At 71.9% G+C, this 17,276-nt stretch carries 12 protein-coding genes and 3 pseudogenes; 5 read left to right on the top strand and 10 right to left on the bottom strand.

Annotation, left to right across the window (positions count from 1 at the left end):
• Window positions 1–2: 2 nt before the first annotated feature.
• Window positions 3–1,708: pseudogene (locus OG534_RS00745) on the bottom strand (glycosyltransferase family 2 protein).
• A gap of 562 nt (window positions 1,709–2,270) precedes the next feature.
• On the opposite strand from OG534_RS00745, the gene OG534_RS00740 reads away from it, so the two are divergent.
• Window positions 2,271–2,732 carry a hypothetical protein gene (locus OG534_RS00740; RefSeq protein WP_326586115.1) on the top strand — a complete coding sequence of 154 codons (462 nt, stop codon included), beginning with the start codon at window positions 2,271–2,273 and terminating at the stop codon, window positions 2,730–2,732.
• A 245-nt stretch (window positions 2,733–2,977) separates the two neighbouring features.
• Window positions 2,978–4,318 carry a S28 family serine protease gene (locus OG534_RS00735; RefSeq protein ID WP_326586114.1) on the top strand — a complete coding sequence of 447 codons (1,341 nt, stop codon included), beginning with the start codon at window positions 2,978–2,980 and terminating at the stop codon, window positions 4,316–4,318.
• Between the two features lie 160 nt (window positions 4,319–4,478).
• Here the strand turns inward: OG534_RS00735 and OG534_RS00730 are convergent, their stop codons facing one another.
• Window positions 4,479–5,003: a hypothetical protein gene (locus OG534_RS00730; protein WP_326586113.1), complete on the bottom strand. Its 525-nt coding sequence runs from the start codon at window positions 5,001–5,003 to the stop codon at window positions 4,479–4,481.
• A 98-nt stretch (window positions 5,004–5,101) separates the two neighbouring features.
• On the opposite strand from OG534_RS00730, the gene OG534_RS00725 reads away from it, so the two are divergent.
• Together OG534_RS00725 and OG534_RS00720 are read left to right on the top strand one after the other, a co-directional pair.
• A complete protein-coding gene (locus OG534_RS00725; RefSeq protein WP_326586112.1) occupies window positions 5,102–5,239 on the top strand; it encodes a DUF6177 family protein in 138 nt (45 codons plus the stop codon).
• A 28-nt stretch (window positions 5,240–5,267) separates the two neighbouring features.
• Complete coding sequence (locus OG534_RS00720) at window positions 5,268–6,023, top strand: RNA-binding protein (protein WP_326586111.1); 756 nt, start codon at window positions 5,268–5,270, stop codon at window positions 6,021–6,023.
• Between the two features lie 374 nt (window positions 6,024–6,397).
• On the opposite strand, the gene OG534_RS00715 is transcribed toward OG534_RS00720, so the two are convergent.
• Entirely contained in the window at window positions 6,398–7,528 is a 1,131-nt protein-coding gene (locus OG534_RS00715; RefSeq protein WP_326586110.1) for an NADH:flavin oxidoreductase, read from the bottom strand.
• Window positions 7,529–7,761: 233 nt separating this feature from the next.
• Between OG534_RS00715 and OG534_RS00710 the strand changes: the two are divergent.
• A pseudogene (locus tag OG534_RS00710) lies at window positions 7,762–8,169 on the top strand (MarR family winged helix-turn-helix transcriptional regulator); the annotation flags it as partial.
• Window positions 8,170–8,895: 726 nt separating this feature from the next.
• Here the strand turns inward: OG534_RS00710 and OG534_RS00705 are convergent.
• The 7 genes and pseudogenes from OG534_RS00705 to OG534_RS00675 all read right to left on the bottom strand — a co-directional run bounded on the left by OG534_RS00705 (window position 8,896) and on the right by OG534_RS00675 (window position 14,948).
• On the bottom strand, window positions 8,896–9,213 hold the full coding sequence (locus OG534_RS00705; RefSeq protein ID WP_326586109.1) for a hypothetical protein: 318 nt from the start codon (window positions 9,211–9,213) through the stop codon (window positions 8,896–8,898).
• Window positions 9,213–10,145 (bottom strand): phenylacetate--CoA ligase family protein, encoded by a 933-nt coding sequence (locus OG534_RS00700; RefSeq protein ID WP_326586108.1) that lies wholly within the window; start codon window positions 10,143–10,145, stop codon window positions 9,213–9,215. Before OG534_RS00700 ends, OG534_RS00705 begins: the two co-directional genes overlap by 1 nt.
• Window positions 10,146–10,173: 28 nt before the next feature.
• A pseudogene (locus OG534_RS00695) lies at window positions 10,174–11,124 on the bottom strand (acyl-CoA reductase); the annotation flags it as partial.
• Between the two features lie 295 nt (window positions 11,125–11,419).
• Window positions 11,420–12,562 (bottom strand): hypothetical protein, encoded by a 1,143-nt coding sequence (locus OG534_RS00690; protein WP_326586107.1) that lies wholly within the window; start codon window positions 12,560–12,562, stop codon window positions 11,420–11,422.
• 156 nt (window positions 12,563–12,718) lie between these two features.
• Window positions 12,719–13,063 carry a hypothetical protein gene (locus tag OG534_RS00685; RefSeq protein WP_326586106.1) on the bottom strand — a complete coding sequence of 115 codons (345 nt, stop codon included), beginning with the start codon at window positions 13,061–13,063 and terminating at the stop codon, window positions 12,719–12,721.
• A complete protein-coding gene (locus OG534_RS00680) occupies window positions 13,060–13,398 on the bottom strand; it encodes a hypothetical protein (RefSeq protein WP_326586105.1) in 339 nt (112 codons plus the stop codon). The genes OG534_RS00685 and OG534_RS00680 overlap by 4 nt, the downstream gene beginning before the upstream one ends.
• An 899-nt stretch (window positions 13,399–14,297) precedes the next feature.
• Entirely contained in the window at window positions 14,298–14,948 is a 651-nt protein-coding gene (locus OG534_RS00675; RefSeq protein WP_442807016.1) for an MFS transporter, read from the bottom strand.
• Window positions 14,949–17,276: the final 2,328 nt, after the last annotated feature.

Raw genomic sequence — 17,276 nt, 5'->3', positions numbered from 1 at the left:
TTTCAACTCAGCCAGGGAAGCATCGGGTCGACCCACCCCGATGCCAGCAGGCCGGTGAGCAGGAGGACCGCGGAGGCGGCGACCGGTCTCGGGCCAGCGGCGGGGCAGCATCCCGGTACGGGAGCGCAGGGAGGCCCGTACGCGGGCAGGCAGCGACCGGCGCTCCGCCCGCCCGGACACCGTCCGCGGCCGGAGCTCGGCCATCAGGTCCCGGATCAGCGGGCCGTTGATCTGGCACTGCACCAGGAGGTAGAGGAGCAGGCCCCAGTTAGGCTCCCAGCCGTTGCGGGCCACGGCCAGGGCGAGGCCCGCCGCGGCCGCGCCGTTGGAGACGACGAGCCAGACGAGCGAGACGGCCACCACCCGGCGGGACATCCCGCCCGCTGCCCCCGCGCCGCGCGCGCCGGTGGGCACCCAGGCGGCGCTGCGCCCCCGCAGGGTGTGCAGGAACGCGGTCGCGGCGGCCACGCTCGTCAGCACGTTCGCCCGGATCACCTCGACCCGCCAGCGGGTCCGGCTCGATCCGCGGCAGCAGCACGTGCCAGAGCCACAGTGGGGCGAGCAGCGGCAGCACGTGCCAGGGCCGGATGTGGTCCGGGTACCAGAACATCATCACCAGCGGGGGCAGCGGCGCGGCGAAGGTGTTCACGGCCGTGGTCAGGTACCCGACGACGCCCTCGTAGAAGCACAGCCGCATCCGCCAGGGCGCACGCATCCGTCCCAGCACGGGGGCGCCGAGAAGGTGCAGGTTGCCCATCGCCCACCGGTACTGCTGGTTGACGAAGGAGGTGAGCCGGTCGGGCGAGGTGCCCTTGGCGACCAGTACCGGGACGTACTGGGTGCGGAAGCCCTGCTCGTGGAGGGCGAGGCCGGTGTACAGGTCCTCGCTGTGGTCGAGCCGGGCGAAGCCGCCGGCCAGGTCGATCGCGCTGCGCCGGTAGACGGCGTTGCTGCCGCAGCAGATGGCGGCGTCGCTCGCGTCCCGGGACGGCTGGATCCACCGGAAGAACCACTCCTGGGCGGAGCCGGCGGCCCGCTGGATCCAGTCCATGGTCGCGTCGGTGTCGAAGCACTGCGGGCTCTGCACGATGCCGACGGCGGGGTCGGCCAGGTACGGCACGAGGTGGTGCAGGAAGTCCGGCCGGGGCGCGAAGTCCGCGTCGAGGATCGCGATGAACTCCGCGCTGCTGAGGGTGAGCGCGTGGTTGAGGTTCCCGGCCTTCTTCAGGTGTCCCCGGTCGGGGCGTACGACGTACGCGTAGCCGTACGAGGCGCCCAGCGCGGCGACTTCGGGCCGGTCGGCGTCGTCCAGGATCCAGACGGTCAGCGCACCGGGCCAGTCGACGGCCGCGACCGCGCGGTAGGCGTTGGCCAGGACGGGGAGCGGTTCGCCGCAGGTCGGCAGGTATAAGTCGACGCCCGGCGGTGCGGCCGGCTGCCAGGCGTGGACGAGTATCTCGTGCGACCGCCGGGTGAGCCGGCGCGGGCGCAGGCTGTTGACGGAGGAGAGCGCGAGGGCCACGACGTTGAGCCCGAGGACGGCGAGGAAGGCCCACAGGGCCGGTGTCCGCAGGGCGAAGGTGAACATGGTCGCCGCCGTGAACACGAAGGCGAGCGAGCTGGTGACCAGGACCCAGCGGCGCTGGGGTCCGAAGTACCAGTAGAGCTCTTCGTCGGAAGGTGGTTGCGGAAGATGATGAAAGGTCATAAAGCCCCCCACGGCTGTGCATGTACCTGTTTCAGGTGACCCAGCCTAGTGTTAAAGGTATAGACCACTGTCACGCGGGGATGAACAGTCCTGAAACTCAAGGAGCTTGGCCGACATGCGCCGTCGTCCCCGGTGCGCGGACCGGAGACGACGGCGCATCACGGGTGACGGATCGCGCGACCGCCGAGGCCGTTTCCTTCGGATCGCCTCGCTGACCAGATGAAGATGGCGGCGATGTGGAGTCCGGTCCGGTAGCAGCGGCTCGATACGGGCCCACTGGGCGTCAGTCAACGACACGCGTCAACCCACGATCGGATGATCCGGAAGAGACGGCCCAGCCTCCGTACGGGCGACCTCGGTCACCGGCTTCCGGTAGTTGGGGCGGTACTGCGCCCAGTCCTGTTCCCCGTGGTCGTCCAGTCCCTCCCGGCCTCCGTGTGGGCCGGGCGGAAAGCTCAGAAGTCCTCAGAGCCACGCCGTTCACCGGTTGAGCGGTCCGGCGCGGGTCTAGCGTGCACGGTGACCACTCGCCCATGATGGCGAGCCTTCTCAGGGGGTTCCTTTGCATCGACTGATCAACGCGGCCGCTCGTGTGACCACGGTCGCGGGCATTCTGGCCACCACCGTTCTGACGGGGACGAACGCGCAGGCGGCCAGCGGGGGCGGCTGCGCCGGGTACTCCTCCGGGGTGATCCGGGAGAGGTTCATCGAGATGAGGGTGTGCATCAGCGCCCCGAGCCACGGCGTCGGGCGCCCCGACGGATTCCTCACCCTGCGCTCCGGCCACCCGGCGTGCAAGGTCTTCATCCGCGCTGTCCGCACCGGCGGGTCGAGGGTGGTCTCGAACAAGGTCCACACGTGCCCCTCCGGTGCCTTCCGGACGAAGCGGTTCGCGGCGCCCGACTTCAACGACAGCCACCACGAGGAAGGCGAGGGGTACGCCACGTACATGCAGGTGCAGTGGAGTGACGGGTCGTGGGCGCCTCCGTACCCCTACCGCAGCCCCTGGCTGAAGCTTCCCTAGTCCGGCATCTGGGGATTGCGGCTCCGCGAGGCGGAGCCACAATCCCCTGGCCCGGGCAGGACCAAGCAGCCTGCCGCAAGTAGGCAGGTCGGGGAGACCTGGGTGCGAGGTGGGGAGATTCAAGGCTCTGACCGTGCTTCTGTGACGACTACGCCAGAGGACATGGATTGTCTCCCCCCATGAGAGGGAGACGCCTTCCACGCTCGGGGGATCCGCGGGCCCACCGCGTGCGGTTGTCTGAGGGCATGAAGAACACGACAGGACGCCTGCTCACTCTGTTCCTGATGACCGTGCTGACGGCCACCGGGCTGTCCGTACCGGCTCTGGCGCAGCCGCCGGACGGCGACATCCGGGCCCGGATCGAGGCCATCCCCGGAATGCGCGTGCTCGGCGAACGGCCTGCCACCCCAGGCCAGGTCGTCCTCGACCTCACCTACCGGCAGCCCACCGACCATCGGCACGCCGACCAAGGTTCCTTCGACCAGAGGCTGACTCTGGTACACAAGTCGACCCAGCGCCCCATGGTGCTCTACTCCAGCGGCTACGACCTCGGATCGTCGCCGAACCGGATGACCGAGCCGGCCCAGTTGCTGGACGCCAACCAGATCACCACGGAGCAACGCTTCTTCGGGACGTCCCGGCCTGAAGACCCGGACTGGTCCAAGCTCACCATCTGGCAGGCAGCAAGTGACCATCATCGCCTCATCACCGCACTCAAGACGATGTATCACGGCGCGTGGATCTCCACCGGCGGCAGCAAAGGCGGGATGACGGCCGTCTATCACCGCCGCTTCTATCCGGATGACGTGGCCGGTACGGTCGCCTACTCCGCCCCCAACAACACGGACGACCGGGACGACACCGCGTACGACGCCCGCCTCGAACAGGTCGGCACCACCGAGTGCCGCGCCGCAATCAAGTCCGCTCAGCGTGATGCGCTGATACGGCGCGAGGCGATGACGGAACGCTACGCCCGGTGGGCCGAAGGCGAGAAGAAGACCTTCGGGACCATCGGCAGCGTGGACCGTGCCTTCGAACTCGCCGTGGTGCGCCTGCCGATGATGTTCTGGATGCATCAGTCCACGGACGGTTGCGCATCCATACCCACCTCCACAGCGACCGATGATGCCCTCTACCTATGGGTCGCCAAGGTGACCCAGCTCCCCGTCTACACCGACCAGACCGTCGAATCCTTCACGCCGTACTTCTACCAACTGGGCACCCAGCTCGGTTACCCGCAGTTCGCCACCCCCTACCTGGACGGACTGCTGCGCTACCCGGGCATCCAGGAGATCCGTACTTATGTGCCACGGGACATCCCCCTGCGTTTCCAGCCCGCTGCAATGGCGGACATCGACCGCTGGGTACGCCGCCACGGCAGCTCACTCATGTTCGTCAACGGCGAGAACGACATCGCAGTCGCAGAACACTTCCGCCCAGGCAACGGCACCTACGACTCCTACCTCTTCAACGTGCCCGACGCCAACCACCACATCTCCATCACCGGCCTGCGTCCGAACGACGCCGAACAAGCCACCGCGGCACTGCGCCGGTGGGCCGGCCAGACGGAGACAGCGGCCCGTTGAAGTTGTGCGCCACCAGTTCCGATCGTGGCCGCGGCGAACTCCGTCCGGGCGGGGCCCATCCCCTGTCCGCGCGCGTCAACCGGGGCCCGCCGGCGCCCTCTTGTCCGGCGTGGGAGCCTGCGCGGTGGGATGGCTGCTTCTGGCTGCCCTGGCCGTGTGTTCAGGCGCCCAGGTGTGCCCCGTCACCGGTGCCGAGGAGGGGGACGGCGAGACGGCGTGCGACGGCGTTGGGCAGCGACCACAGCTCGGTACGCTGCTTCCGGTCCCGCGCACCCTGGCGGTCGGCGCGGCGGATCCCGGGCACGGCGAGGGCCAGAGCGGTCAGGGACGAGGCCAACCCGGCGCCGAGGAGTACTCCGGCGAGTACGGCCCCGCCCGCCAGGGCGAACGGAAGCGCGAACCCGAGGCAGAGCGTGCCGAGGCCGCCGAGGACGGCCAGCATCCACCACAGCGGGGTGAGCGGGTGCTCGTCGCTCAGGTGGTCGACCAGCTGCCGGTCGGTGGGCCGCCGCCGGCGGTGTTCGCCGGCGGCGGCGAACAGCTCGGCACGTCCGCGCAGCACCCAGACGGCGCGCACTCCCACCCATGCGACGGGGAGCACGAACAGCGTCACCAGCACCAGGCCCGCCTGGACGCCCCGTGGCACCGGCACCCAGCCGGAGGCGTCGGCCACCACGGATGCCACGGCGGCTCCCGCGAGTACGGCACCCGCCGTGCTCGCGGCCACGAACCATCGCCGGGCCCGGCGCACCCGAGCGCTGAGAGGGAACTCGACCGCGTCCAATGTTTTCTCCGTCCGATGACCGCAGGTACTCTACGCAGCCTGCCGATGCGGCCGCGGTCGTACTCCAGGACCGCCCGGTCGTCCCCATGACCAGCTGGCTCTCCGAGGCGCTGCGGGCCACGGGGACCGGGCGATGACGCGGCGTAACGGAGCGCCCTGCGCCGCGTGGCCGAGATTGCCATCGCCGAAGGTCGAAGCGGACAGGGCCTGGGCGGGCTCTTCCCGCCCGACCTCGCCGGCTATCACGACGGGGCAGAGGTCTCCCTTCCGGTCGCTCTGGAGCTGGTCCGGGCCATGCTCCGCGACCAAGGTGCCTGGTGTCGCCTGGAGGCGGGGGACGTGTTCACCGTGCACGTCGGGTGGGACCAGTACGTGTACGTGGGCAGCGACCGGCTCTGCGCGGACGCCGTGGCCCGTACACGGGAACTCGGCCTCTTCCCGGAACCGATGACGACCTCCCCCTACGCGGCGGAGCTGGAGGAACCGGACGTGACGGAAGCCGCCGACGAGGGCTTCTGGGCGCGCGTGCGCACGGCGCTGGCCTCATGGCAGACAGTGCTCCTGGAGGAGGGCTTCGTCCGTAACACTGCACGCTTCCACCGCCCCACGCCGGAGAACCTCGACGTGGTGCGTACCGGTCTCAGCCCGCGCGCCCTGCTGGCCGTCTGGCCCGGCCTGAACCCCGATGTCGACGCGGTCCTCGCCGCGCTGCCAGAGGAGGGATCCGCGGAGTTCGTCTGGGAGGCACAGGACGGGACGATCAGACACGCGATCGTCGACGACACCGAGTACCAAGAGCTCGCCGCCCTGGTGGCAGGCGCCCGGGCGGCCTGCGCCCCTGCCCTGTACCTCGACGAACGCCACCCGCTTCTACGCGCCGCCCTGCCCGGCAGCGACGGCGTGCTGCGCGCCCAGTGGTGACGCGGCTCGCGCCGGGTGGCGCCGGCTCGTGCCGTGCAGCAGGGGCGGACGCAGCCCGAGGACGTCTTCCACACTCGCGACGGTGCCGCCAACCAGGTCTACAGCAACTACAGCGGGCCCGACCTCGTGCGCTGCAGCAACATTCCGAAGGCCGTCCTCGTCCCGATGCTCGGTGGCCCGCCCCCGTCGCTCTGGCCCCCTGAGGCTGAGGTTCCGCTCGGCATGTTCGGTGATCTGGTCGGGCGAGGGCGAGGGCGTGGGCCGCCGCGGCCGCTGCGAGGCTCGGCAGCTTTGACCGGCGCGCGAACGCCCCGTGACCTCGACGGACCGATGTCACAGGGCGTCCTCGGACCGGCTGTCCGGACGGGTTGCGGCTACCGGCTGAGAGACCTGAGCGCCGTCGCGTCGTACGGCTTCAGCTCGTCGAAGCGGTTGCCGAGGACTTTCGCCGCCCACTGCGGGTCCTGGAGCAGCGCCCGGCCGACGGCGACCATGTCGAACTCGTCGCGTTCCATGCGGTCCAAGAGGTTGTCGATGTCGCCGAGCGCCGCACCCTCGCCGACGAAGGCGCGGATGAAGTCGCCGTCGAGGCCGACCGAGCCGACGGTGATGGCCGGCCGGCCGGTGAGCTTCTTGGTCCAGCCCGCCAGGTTCAGGTCCGAACCCTCGAACTCCGGGAGCCAGTAGCGCCGGGTGGAGGCGTGGAACGCGTCGACGCCCGCCGCCGCCAGCGGGGCCAGGATCGCCTCCAGCTCCTCCGGGGTCTGCGCGAGCCGTGCGTCGTAGGCCTCCTGCTTCCACTGCGAGTAGCGGAAGATCACCGGGAAGTCGGCCGGGACGCGCTCGCGGACCGCGGCCACGATCTCCGCGACGAACTTCGTACGGGCCACCGCGCTGCCGCCGTAGGTGTCGGTGCGGCGGTTGGTCCGCTCCCACAGGAACTGGTCGAGCAGGTAGCCGTGAGCGCCGTGCAGTTCGACGCCGTCGAAGCCGATCCGCTCGGCCTCCGCGGCGGCGTCGGCGAACGCACCGATGACGTCGTCGAGGTCGGTGCGGGTCATCGCCTTGCCGGTCCCCTCGGTGCCGTCGACGCGGATGCCGGAGGGGCCGACGGCGGGGGCGTCGGCGTACGGCGCCTCGCCCTGCTTGCGCACCATGCCTATGTGCCACAGCTGCGGCACGATCGTGCCGCCCGCCTCGTGCACGGCCGCGGCGACCTTCGCCCACCCCGCCAGCTGGTCCTCGCCGTGGAACCGCGGCACCCGGTCGCTCTGCCCGGCGGAGTCGTGGCCGACGTAGGTGCCCTCGGTGACGATCAGGCCCACACCCGCGGCGGCACGGCTGGCGTAGTACGCCTGCACGTCCTCGCCGGGCACGCCGCCGGGGGAGAACATCCGCGTCATCGGCGCCATCGCGATGCGGTTGGGGACGGTCAGGCCGTTCAGCTTGACGGGCCGGGACAAGATCTCGGCCGCGCGGGAGGCGGTGGACGTGGTGACGGTCATGCGGGTCCTCCGGGTTGAGGCTGTGGCTCGTCGGGGTGGCAACGAGGAGTGCATACTACACATGTTATGTATCATGCATATTGCCGTCGGTCCGTCGGTCAGCGCCGCCCGACGGACCGAGTCGTGAAGGGGGCCGTGGAGGGGGCCGCCGGTCCCCGGGTTCACAGGTCCGCGATAATGGAGCGCCGGAAGGAGCGGGAGGCGTAGTGCTGGAGAAACTGGAGCGGGAGCTGATGCTGCTCTCGCGGCACCAGGTGCTGGCCCGGCGCGAGCGCGACCCCGAACGCCTGGAGCGGTCGGCGTATCTGCTGCTCAGCCGGATCGAAACACAAGGGCCCATGTCCATCGGACAGTTGGCGGAGGCCTTCGGGCTCGACACCTCGACCGTGAACCGCCAGACGGCCGCACTGCTGCGCTGCGGACTGGCCGAGCGCGTCGCGGACCCGGACGGTGGCATGGCCCGCAAGCTGTGCATCACCGTTGAAGGCGGGCGCCGGCTCGCCGAAGACCGTGAGGTCAACCGGTCCTGCCTGGCCCGGGTGGTCGCCGACTGGTCCCCTGAGGAAGTACGGGAGCTGGAGGACGCCCTGGTCCGGCTCAACCGCAGCGCCGAGGCCCTCGAAGGACGGTACTGGCCGCGCACGGAGGAAGACGACACCCGCGCCGCCTGCCACCCTCCGGTTCCGCACGAAACCCCGACTCCTGCTCCGCGGGCACCCGCGACTCCGCCTAGGACCGCCGGCGGCCCCCCGTGGGAACGCCGGTGCATCGGACGGCGCCCAGACCCGGCGAGCGGCCGGGGCCCGGTCGGCAGGGGCGGGTCGGGGTGGGATGGACGGTGGCGCATCCGGTGGCTGGGCCTTCGGGACATGGCGCGAGCCGACTTCCGCCTCGACCGCCACGGGGCCCTCCACCTCCTGGAGGTCAACGGCCTGCCCGGCCTTCCCCGCGACGGCGCCACCCACCAAGCGACCGTCCTGGCGGGCCTCGACCCGCACGACGGCATGGCCGCCGCCATCATCACCTCCGCCCTCAACCGCTCCACACCACTCGCCTGGCCGCATGCTCCAGTGCGTGCTGTGCGTACCGGCCAGCTTGTCGAGCACGGCCCCCGCCGCACCCGCAGCTGCACCGGACAGCGGTCCCAGAGGCCCCGGCAGTTCCGTTCGCGTATCCGTCAAAGTGACCGTTCAGCGAACGCCTTCGTCTTGCCCAGACGGCTACCTCGGAACGCTGACCTGCGGGTTCCGGGATGAGACATAGGTACTCAGGCTTGGGGTCCCCGCCTGATGCGGGGACCCCAGCGCTGCCTTCGTTACTCGGCGCCATCTTCATCTGGTCAGCACGATGAGCCGCAGGAAAACGGCCTAGCGGCGCGCGTCCACCACCGCGAGGAGCTTGCCGCTCGTCGGGCTGCGGTCCAGCGACGCGCCGTCGACCGCCTCGACCACCAGGTCCAGCAGCCCCTCCTCCGTCACCGCCGAGCGCAGCTCCGGATAGCCGGCGAGGAACACCTCCCGCAGCCGCTCCGGATCCGTCGCCGCGGCCCGCTCCACCCGTACGGTCAGCCGCTCACGCGCGTCCGTCCCGTCGAGCCGGACCTGCAACTCGCCGCGATGACCGCCCCGTTCCCCGGCCAGCTCCAGGAAGCGGCGGTGGTTGAGGAAGTACGTCGCCACCCGCATCACGTCGCCGGTGCGCCCCCGCAGCTCGAACCGGGGCGCGTGCGTGCAGGGACAGCGGCCCGGATCTCCCGGCCGAGGTCGCCTATCACGTACCGGCCCAGCTGCTGGCCGCGCCGGGCGTGGGTGGTGAACACCAGCCGGCCCGTCTCGCCCGGGGCCACCGGCCGGTCCTCGGCCGGGTCCAGGATCTCCATCGTGTGGAGGTCGGCGTGCAAGTGGTGGACACCGCCGGAGCTCTCGGTGCACTGGTAGCCCAGCGGACCCAGATCGGTGCTGCCGTAGGTGATCGAGCGGACGACCTCGATGCCGAAGTCGTCCCTCAGGGTGCGCTGCTGATCCTCGGTGAAGTGCTCGCCGCCGTAGAAGACCTTGACCAGGCCCCGTACGCCCCGCAGCGCGTCCGCCTCCGCGTGCAGCAGCTGCCACAGGTACGAGGGCATGCCGAAGAAAGTGTCGGCCCCGAGGTCGATGACCGCCTGCGCCGTGGCGCGGTGGTCCGGCCCCGCGGACAGCGGCAGCTGCACCCCGCCGAGCCGTTCCAGCACGGAGAAGAAGCTGATGAAACTGCCGTACATGCCGCCGCAGTAGAAGAGGTTGGCGGTGCGGTCCCCGACCGGGTCGTAACCGGCGGCGAGCAGGCCGCGCGCGGCGGCGTGCATCTGCGTGTCGTAGTCGTCGTAGCTGAAGACCGACAGCGCGGGCGCGCCGGTGCTGCCGCCGCTGCGGAAGTACAGCTCGGCATCGGCCCGCGCCAGCTGCCGGCCCGGCTCCTGCACGTCCTCCTTGCCCAGCAGCGGGCCCGTCGGCCGCGGCAGGACCACGGGCCGGGCCAGGTCGTCCAGGCAGGCGGTGGTCGCGAAGCGGGCCGGATCGGCCTGGACCGCGACGCGGCGGCTGTAGCTGCAGGGCGTAGACGCCGTCGTGCGGCTCACCCGCGTAGCTCTCCAGCATGGCGCCGACCGGAGTGACACGGGTGACGCCCGCGGCCAGGGCGGTGCGGGACAGCTCGGCGATGTCGGTCGGGCTGCCCGCGAGACCCGCCGTCTGCAGGTAGCGGCGCATCGGGCGCAGGGTGGCGATCAGCCGCTTGCGGGGCAGCGGCTTGCACACGCTGCGGTGCAGCGGCGAGGCGGTCAGCGGCGACCGGGTGTCGGCCATGACCCGCCACGAGCCGTCCGGCGCGGTGAACACCCGGGTCAGGCCCAGGTGTTCCTCCAGCCGGGCCATCAGTTCGGTCGTCGTGAGCTCCGCGTCCTGCGCCGGATCCGGCGCGCCCGCCGCAGCGGCGGCCACGGCCGGCGGCCGGGTCGCGAGGACCGCGGCGAACCGCTCCGCGAAGGCGAACACCTCGTCCTCGTCCTCGGTGTCGAGGTAGACCACCTGGGGACTGGAACACGCCTGCTGCTCGTACAGACACACGTCGCCCGCCAGGGCGTCGAGCGTGCCGGCGTCCGACCAGGCGTCGACCGTCAGGTACGCGAAGGAGATCCGGTGCCCCCACTCCACCAGCCGACAGCCGGCCGGCACATGGGCCGCCACTCCTTCGACGGCGCCTTCCCCGCCCCAGACGGCGACCGCGTCCGCGGGCGCGCACATCAGCCGCAGCCACTCCTGCCGGGAGGACGGGAAGCGCAGGACGACGATCCGCGCGGCCAGGGCGCCGCTGGGGTCCAGGGCCGCGAGCTCGGCCATCAGGTGCTGGGTCAGCAGCGTGTCGGCGCTGCTGGTCTTGAGGACGTTGACGTTTCCGGCGAGCAGGCCCTCGATGATGCTCAGCGGCGCGACCGTCGCGGCGTTGCCCGGCGCGATGTGGGCGACCAGGCCGACGGGCGCCCACGCTTCGTAGACCGTCTCGCGCGGATCGGCCCGGTTCAGCCGCCCGGGCGTCGCGCTGCCGAGTTCCCGGCGCAGCTTGCGGGTCAGCTCCCGACGGCCGAGGAGGCCGCCGAGCTCGACCAGGACGGCCGAGGTCCTCGCCCTCGGGCAGGTGCGCGGCGAGCCTGGCGTGCACCGGGTGGGCCGGGTCGTGCAGGGCGGTGGCGAGGGCGTCGCAGGCGGCCAGGACGGTCTCGGTCTCCAGCACCGCGGCCAGCGCGTCCTCGACGGCGGCCGGCAGGTCGGCGAGGCGGCGCCCGGCCTCCTCGTCGCCGATGAACTCGCCCTGCCAGTAGTGGTGGTGCACGGTCATGGTCGCGCCATTCCTTCATCAGTTCCGCTGCAGGCCACCGCTGCAGCTGCGGTTGCAGCGGCTCACCCCGGCAGCGGCCGTGGACGGTGAACCAGGGTCTGCAGCTCCGCACCCGCAGGCGTCGCCCGGCTGGAGGGAGGCGAGGTCGCCCATGACCACGCTCTGCGCCGGCACCGAGGTGATGTACGGCGACACGAGGCGCGGGCGGCCCCGCTCCCCGTACGGCGGGGTTTCGAGCGTGCGCGTCGAGCGGATGCGCCACCCGCGACCAGACGGGAGCGTGCAGCCGGTGGTGGTCGCACTCGATGTACGGGATGCAGTGCTCGACCGACCCGAAGGTGTCCCGGATCCGCTCACCCGGGATGCCGAGCTGCTCGGTGACGCGCGCGTACAGCTCCTCCTTGCCGATGCGCCGGTCGGCGTGCCCCTTCCAGCCGCCGCCGAGGACATGAGGGCCACCTCCGGGCGAGCGCAGCGGCAGGCCCATGGCCCGCATCCGCTCCAGGGTGAAGAAGAGGAAGGCGGGGAAGCCCAGGATGCGGACCGGCGCGTCCTCCTGCTCGAAGCGGCGCAGCGCGGCGATGCAGCCGAAGGGGTCGAACTCGTGCTCGCCACCGGTGTTGCGCAGCGCGTACGCGACGCTGCGCCGGGGCGAGGAGATCGCGCGGTAGTTGTCGGTGGAGAACGGTGCCGAGGTTCAGGAAGGGGCGGCTCGCTTGGCGCCCAGAAGTGGTTGACCTCCTGGTCGGGGGTGATCCAGCCGTTGCGCTCGAAGATCCGGGCGACCATGCGCTGGGCGGACCGGATGGTCCAGTGGTCGAAGAACATCTGCGACTTCTGGCCGGTGGTGCCGGAGGAGGTCAGGTGCAGCTCGACGTCCTCGCGGGGGATGGAGAGGACCTCGTGCCGCGAGCAGTTCGCGGTGGACACGAGCGGCGTGCGGTACGGCTCGGCCGGGGGAGTGGCCTCGTACAGGGAGCGGAAGAACGGGGAGCGCTCGGTGTGCCAGGCGTTGGTCTCCGCCATGGCCGCGGCGAACAGTTCGTCCTGCTCGGGCCCGGAGGCGTACGGGTCGGTCAGGTCGCACAGCTGTTGTACGTGCGGCAGCAGGGCCGGGTCGGGTACGGCGACCGGCGCGAGATGGGGGTTGACGGGGCTCATGAGGCAACCTCGGAAGATGTGGGCAGGTGTGCCGACGCCCAGGCCGACACGTAGCAGTCCAGATAGGGCTGGAGGGGCGGTTCGACGGCGACGCCGCGGAAGTCGATCCGCTCGCTGGAGCGGGACAGGACGGCGTAGTCGTGGAAGCCGTCGCGGTCATCGCCGGGTAGAGGGCTGGCTGCCGGCCACGAAACCCTGGGCGAGGAAGGCCGAAAGGGCCTCCTGGTGGGCGAGCGGCACCAGGGCCTCGACGTAGCCGGCGCCCGCGCGGGCCAGGGCCCGGGTGACGGGTTCGAGGTGGGTGGCCGCGGCGGCCGGGTCGGGGTGGGCGGTCAGCAGGGAGCCGTACCCGCCCGCCCGGTTGAGGTAGGCGTAGACCTCGAAGCGGCCGTCCTCCGGGGTGAGCAGCACGTTCGGGGTGTGGAGCGGGTAGAACCAGCCCTCGGCGCCGGGGAACCGCTCGCGGAAGCGGCGGCGTACGAAGGCCGGCGCCTCGATCATCTCCAGCCGTTCGACGGCCCCGTGCGGAGGGGCCAGGCGGGAGCAGGCGCCAGGCCGGCGGCGCGGACCCCGGGGTAGCCGATGCCGAGCGCGGACTCGGCCGTGCGCAGCAACGGCAGCAGCGGGGCGGGCACTTCGGTGACGGGGATCCGGCGGTCGAGCACACCGGTGGAGTGACGCGCGTAGAGCGCGAGGCTTTCGCGGGTGCTGAGATCCACCGCGTTGGGCAGGATGCCCAGCGGGCGGAAGCCGTTGCGGGCGACGACGCGCTGCGGACCGGCGCTGACGGTGCGCACGGTCGCGTACACCGAGTCCAGCCGTCCCGTGTCCAGCATCCCGGCGCACAGGGCCTCGGTCAGGGCGGCGGCCAGGCCCGCCGAGCGGTGCCCGGGGTGTGCAACGTGCCCTCCAGGCGTCCGATGCGGCTGCCCGCCTCGCCGTGGATGGCGGCGGACGCGGTCAGGGCCCCGGTGCCGGCGCAGCGGGCGACAGTAGCCTGAAGTGCAGGTCCCTCGATAAGGGCAGGCCATCTCGGCGGGGTCGGTGCCGAAGGGCCACGGGGTGAACAGGGCCGTAGACGGCGTAGTAGAGCTGGCGCAGTTCGGCGATGTCGGCGCAGGTGGCCGGGGTGATGACGGGGTTCACCGGTCGCCTCCGGCGTTCCGCGCGCACTCGGCGGTAGGCCGGTTTCCGTTTCCGTTTCCGGATCCCGCGGCGGGCGGTGCCGGAGCAGGACCAGCAGGCCCAGTGCGCAGGCGGCGGGGAGCAGGCCGACGCCCTGCACCAGGCACAGCGTCTGGGGCGACAGGAAGTCGCCGGCGGAGCCGAACACCAGGGACGCCACCGGCAGCACGGGCACCCAGGACGGCCTGCATCACGGCGAAGAAGCCGGGCTTGTCCGCCGGCACCAGCCGCTGGAAGAGCGCCACGAAGCGGACGCTGACGGCCCCGGCGCACCAGCCGGCCACGGCCAGGCAGCCCGCGACGGCCGGACGGTGCGCGACCAGTCCGGGCAGCGCCAGGGCGAGGGCCATCACACCGAGGCAGTAGGCACCGGCGACCGTGGGGCGCCCCGGCAGACGGGTGCCGGTGAAGGCCCCGATGAGCGCGCCGAGGCCCAGGAGGCGCTGGCGCGGTGCCACGGTGCCGCCACCGCCCCGGAGGACCGAGCGCGTGTAGAGGGGGATGACGACGAACACGGCGGTCGTGAAGAGGTTCGCCGCGGTGAAACAGATCAGGATCCGCCGTACGTAGGGCAGTTCGGCGAGGATGCGGCGGAGCGGGCGCCGCTGGGGCGTGGCCGTGGCCGGGTCGGACGCAGCGGTCCCGGTCGTCGCGGTCGTCGTGGTCGCCGTGGTTGCGGCGGTTCCGGGAGCTCCCGCGGTGCCGACGTGCGCTCGCGACGAGGAGGGCGGCCCCGAGGTGACGGCGCGCAGCCGGCGGCCAGCCCGGCCACCCCCGCCCGGTCGACGGTCAGGGCGCCGAGCAGCGCTCCTCCGAGGCCGGCCAGGGACTGGGTGGACAGCTCGAAGCCGGTGGCCGCCTCGATGTCGGCGTCGTCGACGAGTTCGGGAACCGACGTGGTCAGGCAGGGGTCGAAGAACGCCTGGCAGGTGGCCAGGGCGAGGGCGGCGGCGTACACGGCGGTGAGCGGCAGGCCGCCGCCGTGGGCCCACAGCGCGAGCGCCCCCGATGCGGTCCCGGCCAGGCCGGCGGCGGTCCGCAGTACGGAACGGTGGGCGAACCGGGCGATGGCCCCGGCCACGACGGGCGCGAGCGCCACGGCGGGCAGCGTGCAGACCGCCATGAACAGCCCGGAGGCCAGACCGGGGGCCTCGCGCACGGCGTGGGCGACGATCCACCAGGACACGCCGACCTGGAACATGCGGACGGCGCCCTGGGTCAGAACCTGGCCGAGCCATACGGCGGCGAAGGCGCGGTTGCCGCGCAGGATCAGCGGAGCGCGCGCGCCGTCGGTCCCGCCGGCGGTTTCCGGCAGCGGCCTCGGCAGCAGTCCCGGCAGCAGCCCCGGCGTCGAGCGTTCCCACGCGTGGCCACGGGTGAGGGCGCGGGCGAGGGTGCGGGTGAGGAGTGCCGGTGCAGGCGGTCATGCGGTCGGCCTCCTCGTCGAGGACCCGGACGAGCTTGCCCGAGCGCGGGTTGACGGCGAGGACGCGATGGCGTGCCCGCTCTCCACGGACAGCGGGTGCACGAACCCGGCGCGCACGCTGTCCGGATGCAGCTGGCCGCACGGCCTCCAGCTCCACGCGCGACGACGGCTGCAGCCAGGCGCCTCCAGAACCCCTCGCGACCTCCACCGGACGCGTCGTCGCCGGGGGCGGTCGTCCAGCCGCAGGACGAGGCCCGTCGCGGCCGTCCCAGCGGCGGACGACGAGCTGCATGCCGACCACGTGACCTGCGGTGTCCGCCGCGGCCACGGCGTCCTGGGCGTCCTGCGTGTAGAGGGAGACGGGACCCACCCGTACGCCCTCCTCGGCGCGGCCGAGGATCCGGAAGTGTCCGGGCCCGGTGCCGGTCCATTCGGCCCGGTCGCCGGCGGGGTAGCGGATGATCGGCATGAGGCGGCGGAAGAGGCTGGTGACGACGACCCGGCCCGGCCGCCCCGGTTCGGTGATGGGCTCGTCGAGCGGAGTCGTCGAGGATCTCGACGACCGAGTACGGGGTGGAAGCGCCCGGATGCGCCCGGGCGGCCGGAGCCGGGCACGGGGCGGCCGAGCAGGCCGGCGTCGACGCTGGCGTGCCTGACCGGAACGGGCCTCGGCGCGTGGGGGCGGCGGCCAGCGTTGCCGCCGGTGGTCGTCGAAGAGGGCCTCGCCGCCGAAGAGCAGCAGCTCCACCGAGTCGAGCCGGGCACCGATCGAGACGACGTGTTCGGCGAGCCGGCACAGGGTGGTGGGCGTGCCGGCCAGTACCTGGGCGGCGAGATCGCGCAGCGTGGGGATCGTCGATTCCAGCGGCGCGCCGCCGCCGATGGGCAGGCGGACGCTGTCCGCGGGGTGCGTGGGCGAGCGAGGTCGAGAGGACGAAGAGGAAGCTGGCGTACAGCTCCCCGGCGTAGTCGGCGACGCGGTGTCCCGGGCGCAGGCCGCACGTCCGCGACCCCTGGCCGAAGGAGGTGACGAACGTGCTCCTCGTCGCGGGTGTAGACGGAGAACTTGGCTGAACCGGTGGTTCCGCCGGTCTTGTAGACCGTGGCCTCGCTGAGCGGGCCGGTCAGCACGCGGTTGTCGTGCAGGGTGTTGGCCGCCCAGAACTCCTGCTGGTCGACCACCGGGAGGTCGGTGAGGCGGTCGGCGTGCGGCGGCAAGGACGCGTAAAGGTCCCGGTAGAAGGGTGAGTTGTGACGGGCGAAACGTATGAGGTCCGAGAGCTGCTGGGCGGACATGGGCCTTTGCCTAGGTGACGGGAACGGGACGGAGCCCGGCAGGCGCGGCGGCGAGGGCGCTGCTGCGGGATCGAAGAGCGCGGTGTGCACGGGGAGCCCGGCGCCCCCGCCTCCTCGACGCACGCCAAGAGCTGACGTACGGTGTGATGATGAAACATCGGTGTACTTATCACCAAATTGGCCATGGATTTCCAGCCAATGCGGCCATATTCCCTGGTATTTCCTCCGTACGTCCCGCCGGGTAGCGGTCGGCGCCCCGTACGCTGATCGACCGGGTGCCGCAGGAGCCTCACACGCTGCCCGTTAAGCGCTCCGGCCGCTCACCCGGTGCCGGGATGCGGCCTGGGGCCGTCTGCTCCTCGGCGGGCACCCGCCGTTGGAGGAGGAAGGCCTCGAGGCACCACGTAGCGTCACGATGGGCCATACCGGGAGGGCTTATGTCCGGACTATTCGCAAAAATCAAGCAGTTCAGCCGCAGCCCGCAGGGGCAGAGGGCGATCGCATCGGTGCGGCGTGCAGCTTCCGACCCGCGCAAGCGGGAACAGGCCGGCGGAATGCTCAGGCGCCTTCGAGGCAGGCGCGCAGCTTCGGCGCCGCGGGCCTCGGCCCTCGCCACGACTGGGCTGACAACGCCAACGTACCGAACGCGCTCGAAGCCCTCGTTGAGTCGAGGCCGGAAGGTGCCCTGTGCATGACTGGGCCGTCGAAGAGGAGGTCGAGAGTGCCGGCGACGCGCCAATGACACTGCGCGCCCGCGAAAGGCCCCGCCCTCGAGCGGGGCCTCCGCGTCGCCTGGCTCAGCTCGGC

Origin of the sequence: Streptomyces sp. NBC_01294 (assembly GCF_035917235.1) — a bacterium.
Lineage (GTDB): Bacteria > Actinomycetota > Actinomycetes > Streptomycetales > Streptomycetaceae > Streptomyces > Streptomyces caledonius.
This window is presented reverse-complemented; position numbering and strand designations above follow the sequence as displayed.

What these genes read in the sequence shown, in the direction of transcription:
- OG534_RS00685 (WP_326586106.1), bottom strand. Translation starts at nt 13,063, where the DNA reads ATGATCGAGGCGCCGGCCTTCGTACGCCGCCGCTTCCGCGAGCGGTTC.
- OG534_RS00735 (WP_326586114.1), top strand. Translation starts at nt 2,978, where the DNA reads ATGAAGAACACGACAGGACGCCTGCTCACTCTGTTCCTGATGACCGTG.
- OG534_RS00725 (WP_326586112.1), top strand. Translation starts at nt 5,102, where the DNA reads ATGTTTTCTCCGTCCGATGACCGCAGGTACTCTACGCAGCCTGCCGAT.
- OG534_RS00690 (WP_326586107.1), bottom strand. Translation starts at nt 12,562, where the DNA reads ATGAGCCCCGTCAACCCCCATCTCGCGCCGGTCGCCGTACCCGACCCG.
- OG534_RS00680 (WP_326586105.1), bottom strand. Translation starts at nt 13,398, where the DNA reads ATGCTGGACACGGGACGGCTGGACTCGGTGTACGCGACCGTGCGCACC.
- OG534_RS00705 (WP_326586109.1), bottom strand. Translation starts at nt 9,213, where the DNA reads ATGCGGGTGGCGACGTACTTCCTCAACCACCGCCGCTTCCTGGAGCTG.
- OG534_RS00715 (WP_326586110.1), bottom strand. Translation starts at nt 7,528, where the DNA reads ATGACCGTCACCACGTCCACCGCCTCCCGCGCGGCCGAGATCTTGTCC.
- OG534_RS00675 (WP_442807016.1), bottom strand. Translation starts at nt 14,948, where the DNA reads ATGTTCCAGGTCGGCGTGTCCTGGTGGATCGTCGCCCACGCCGTGCGC.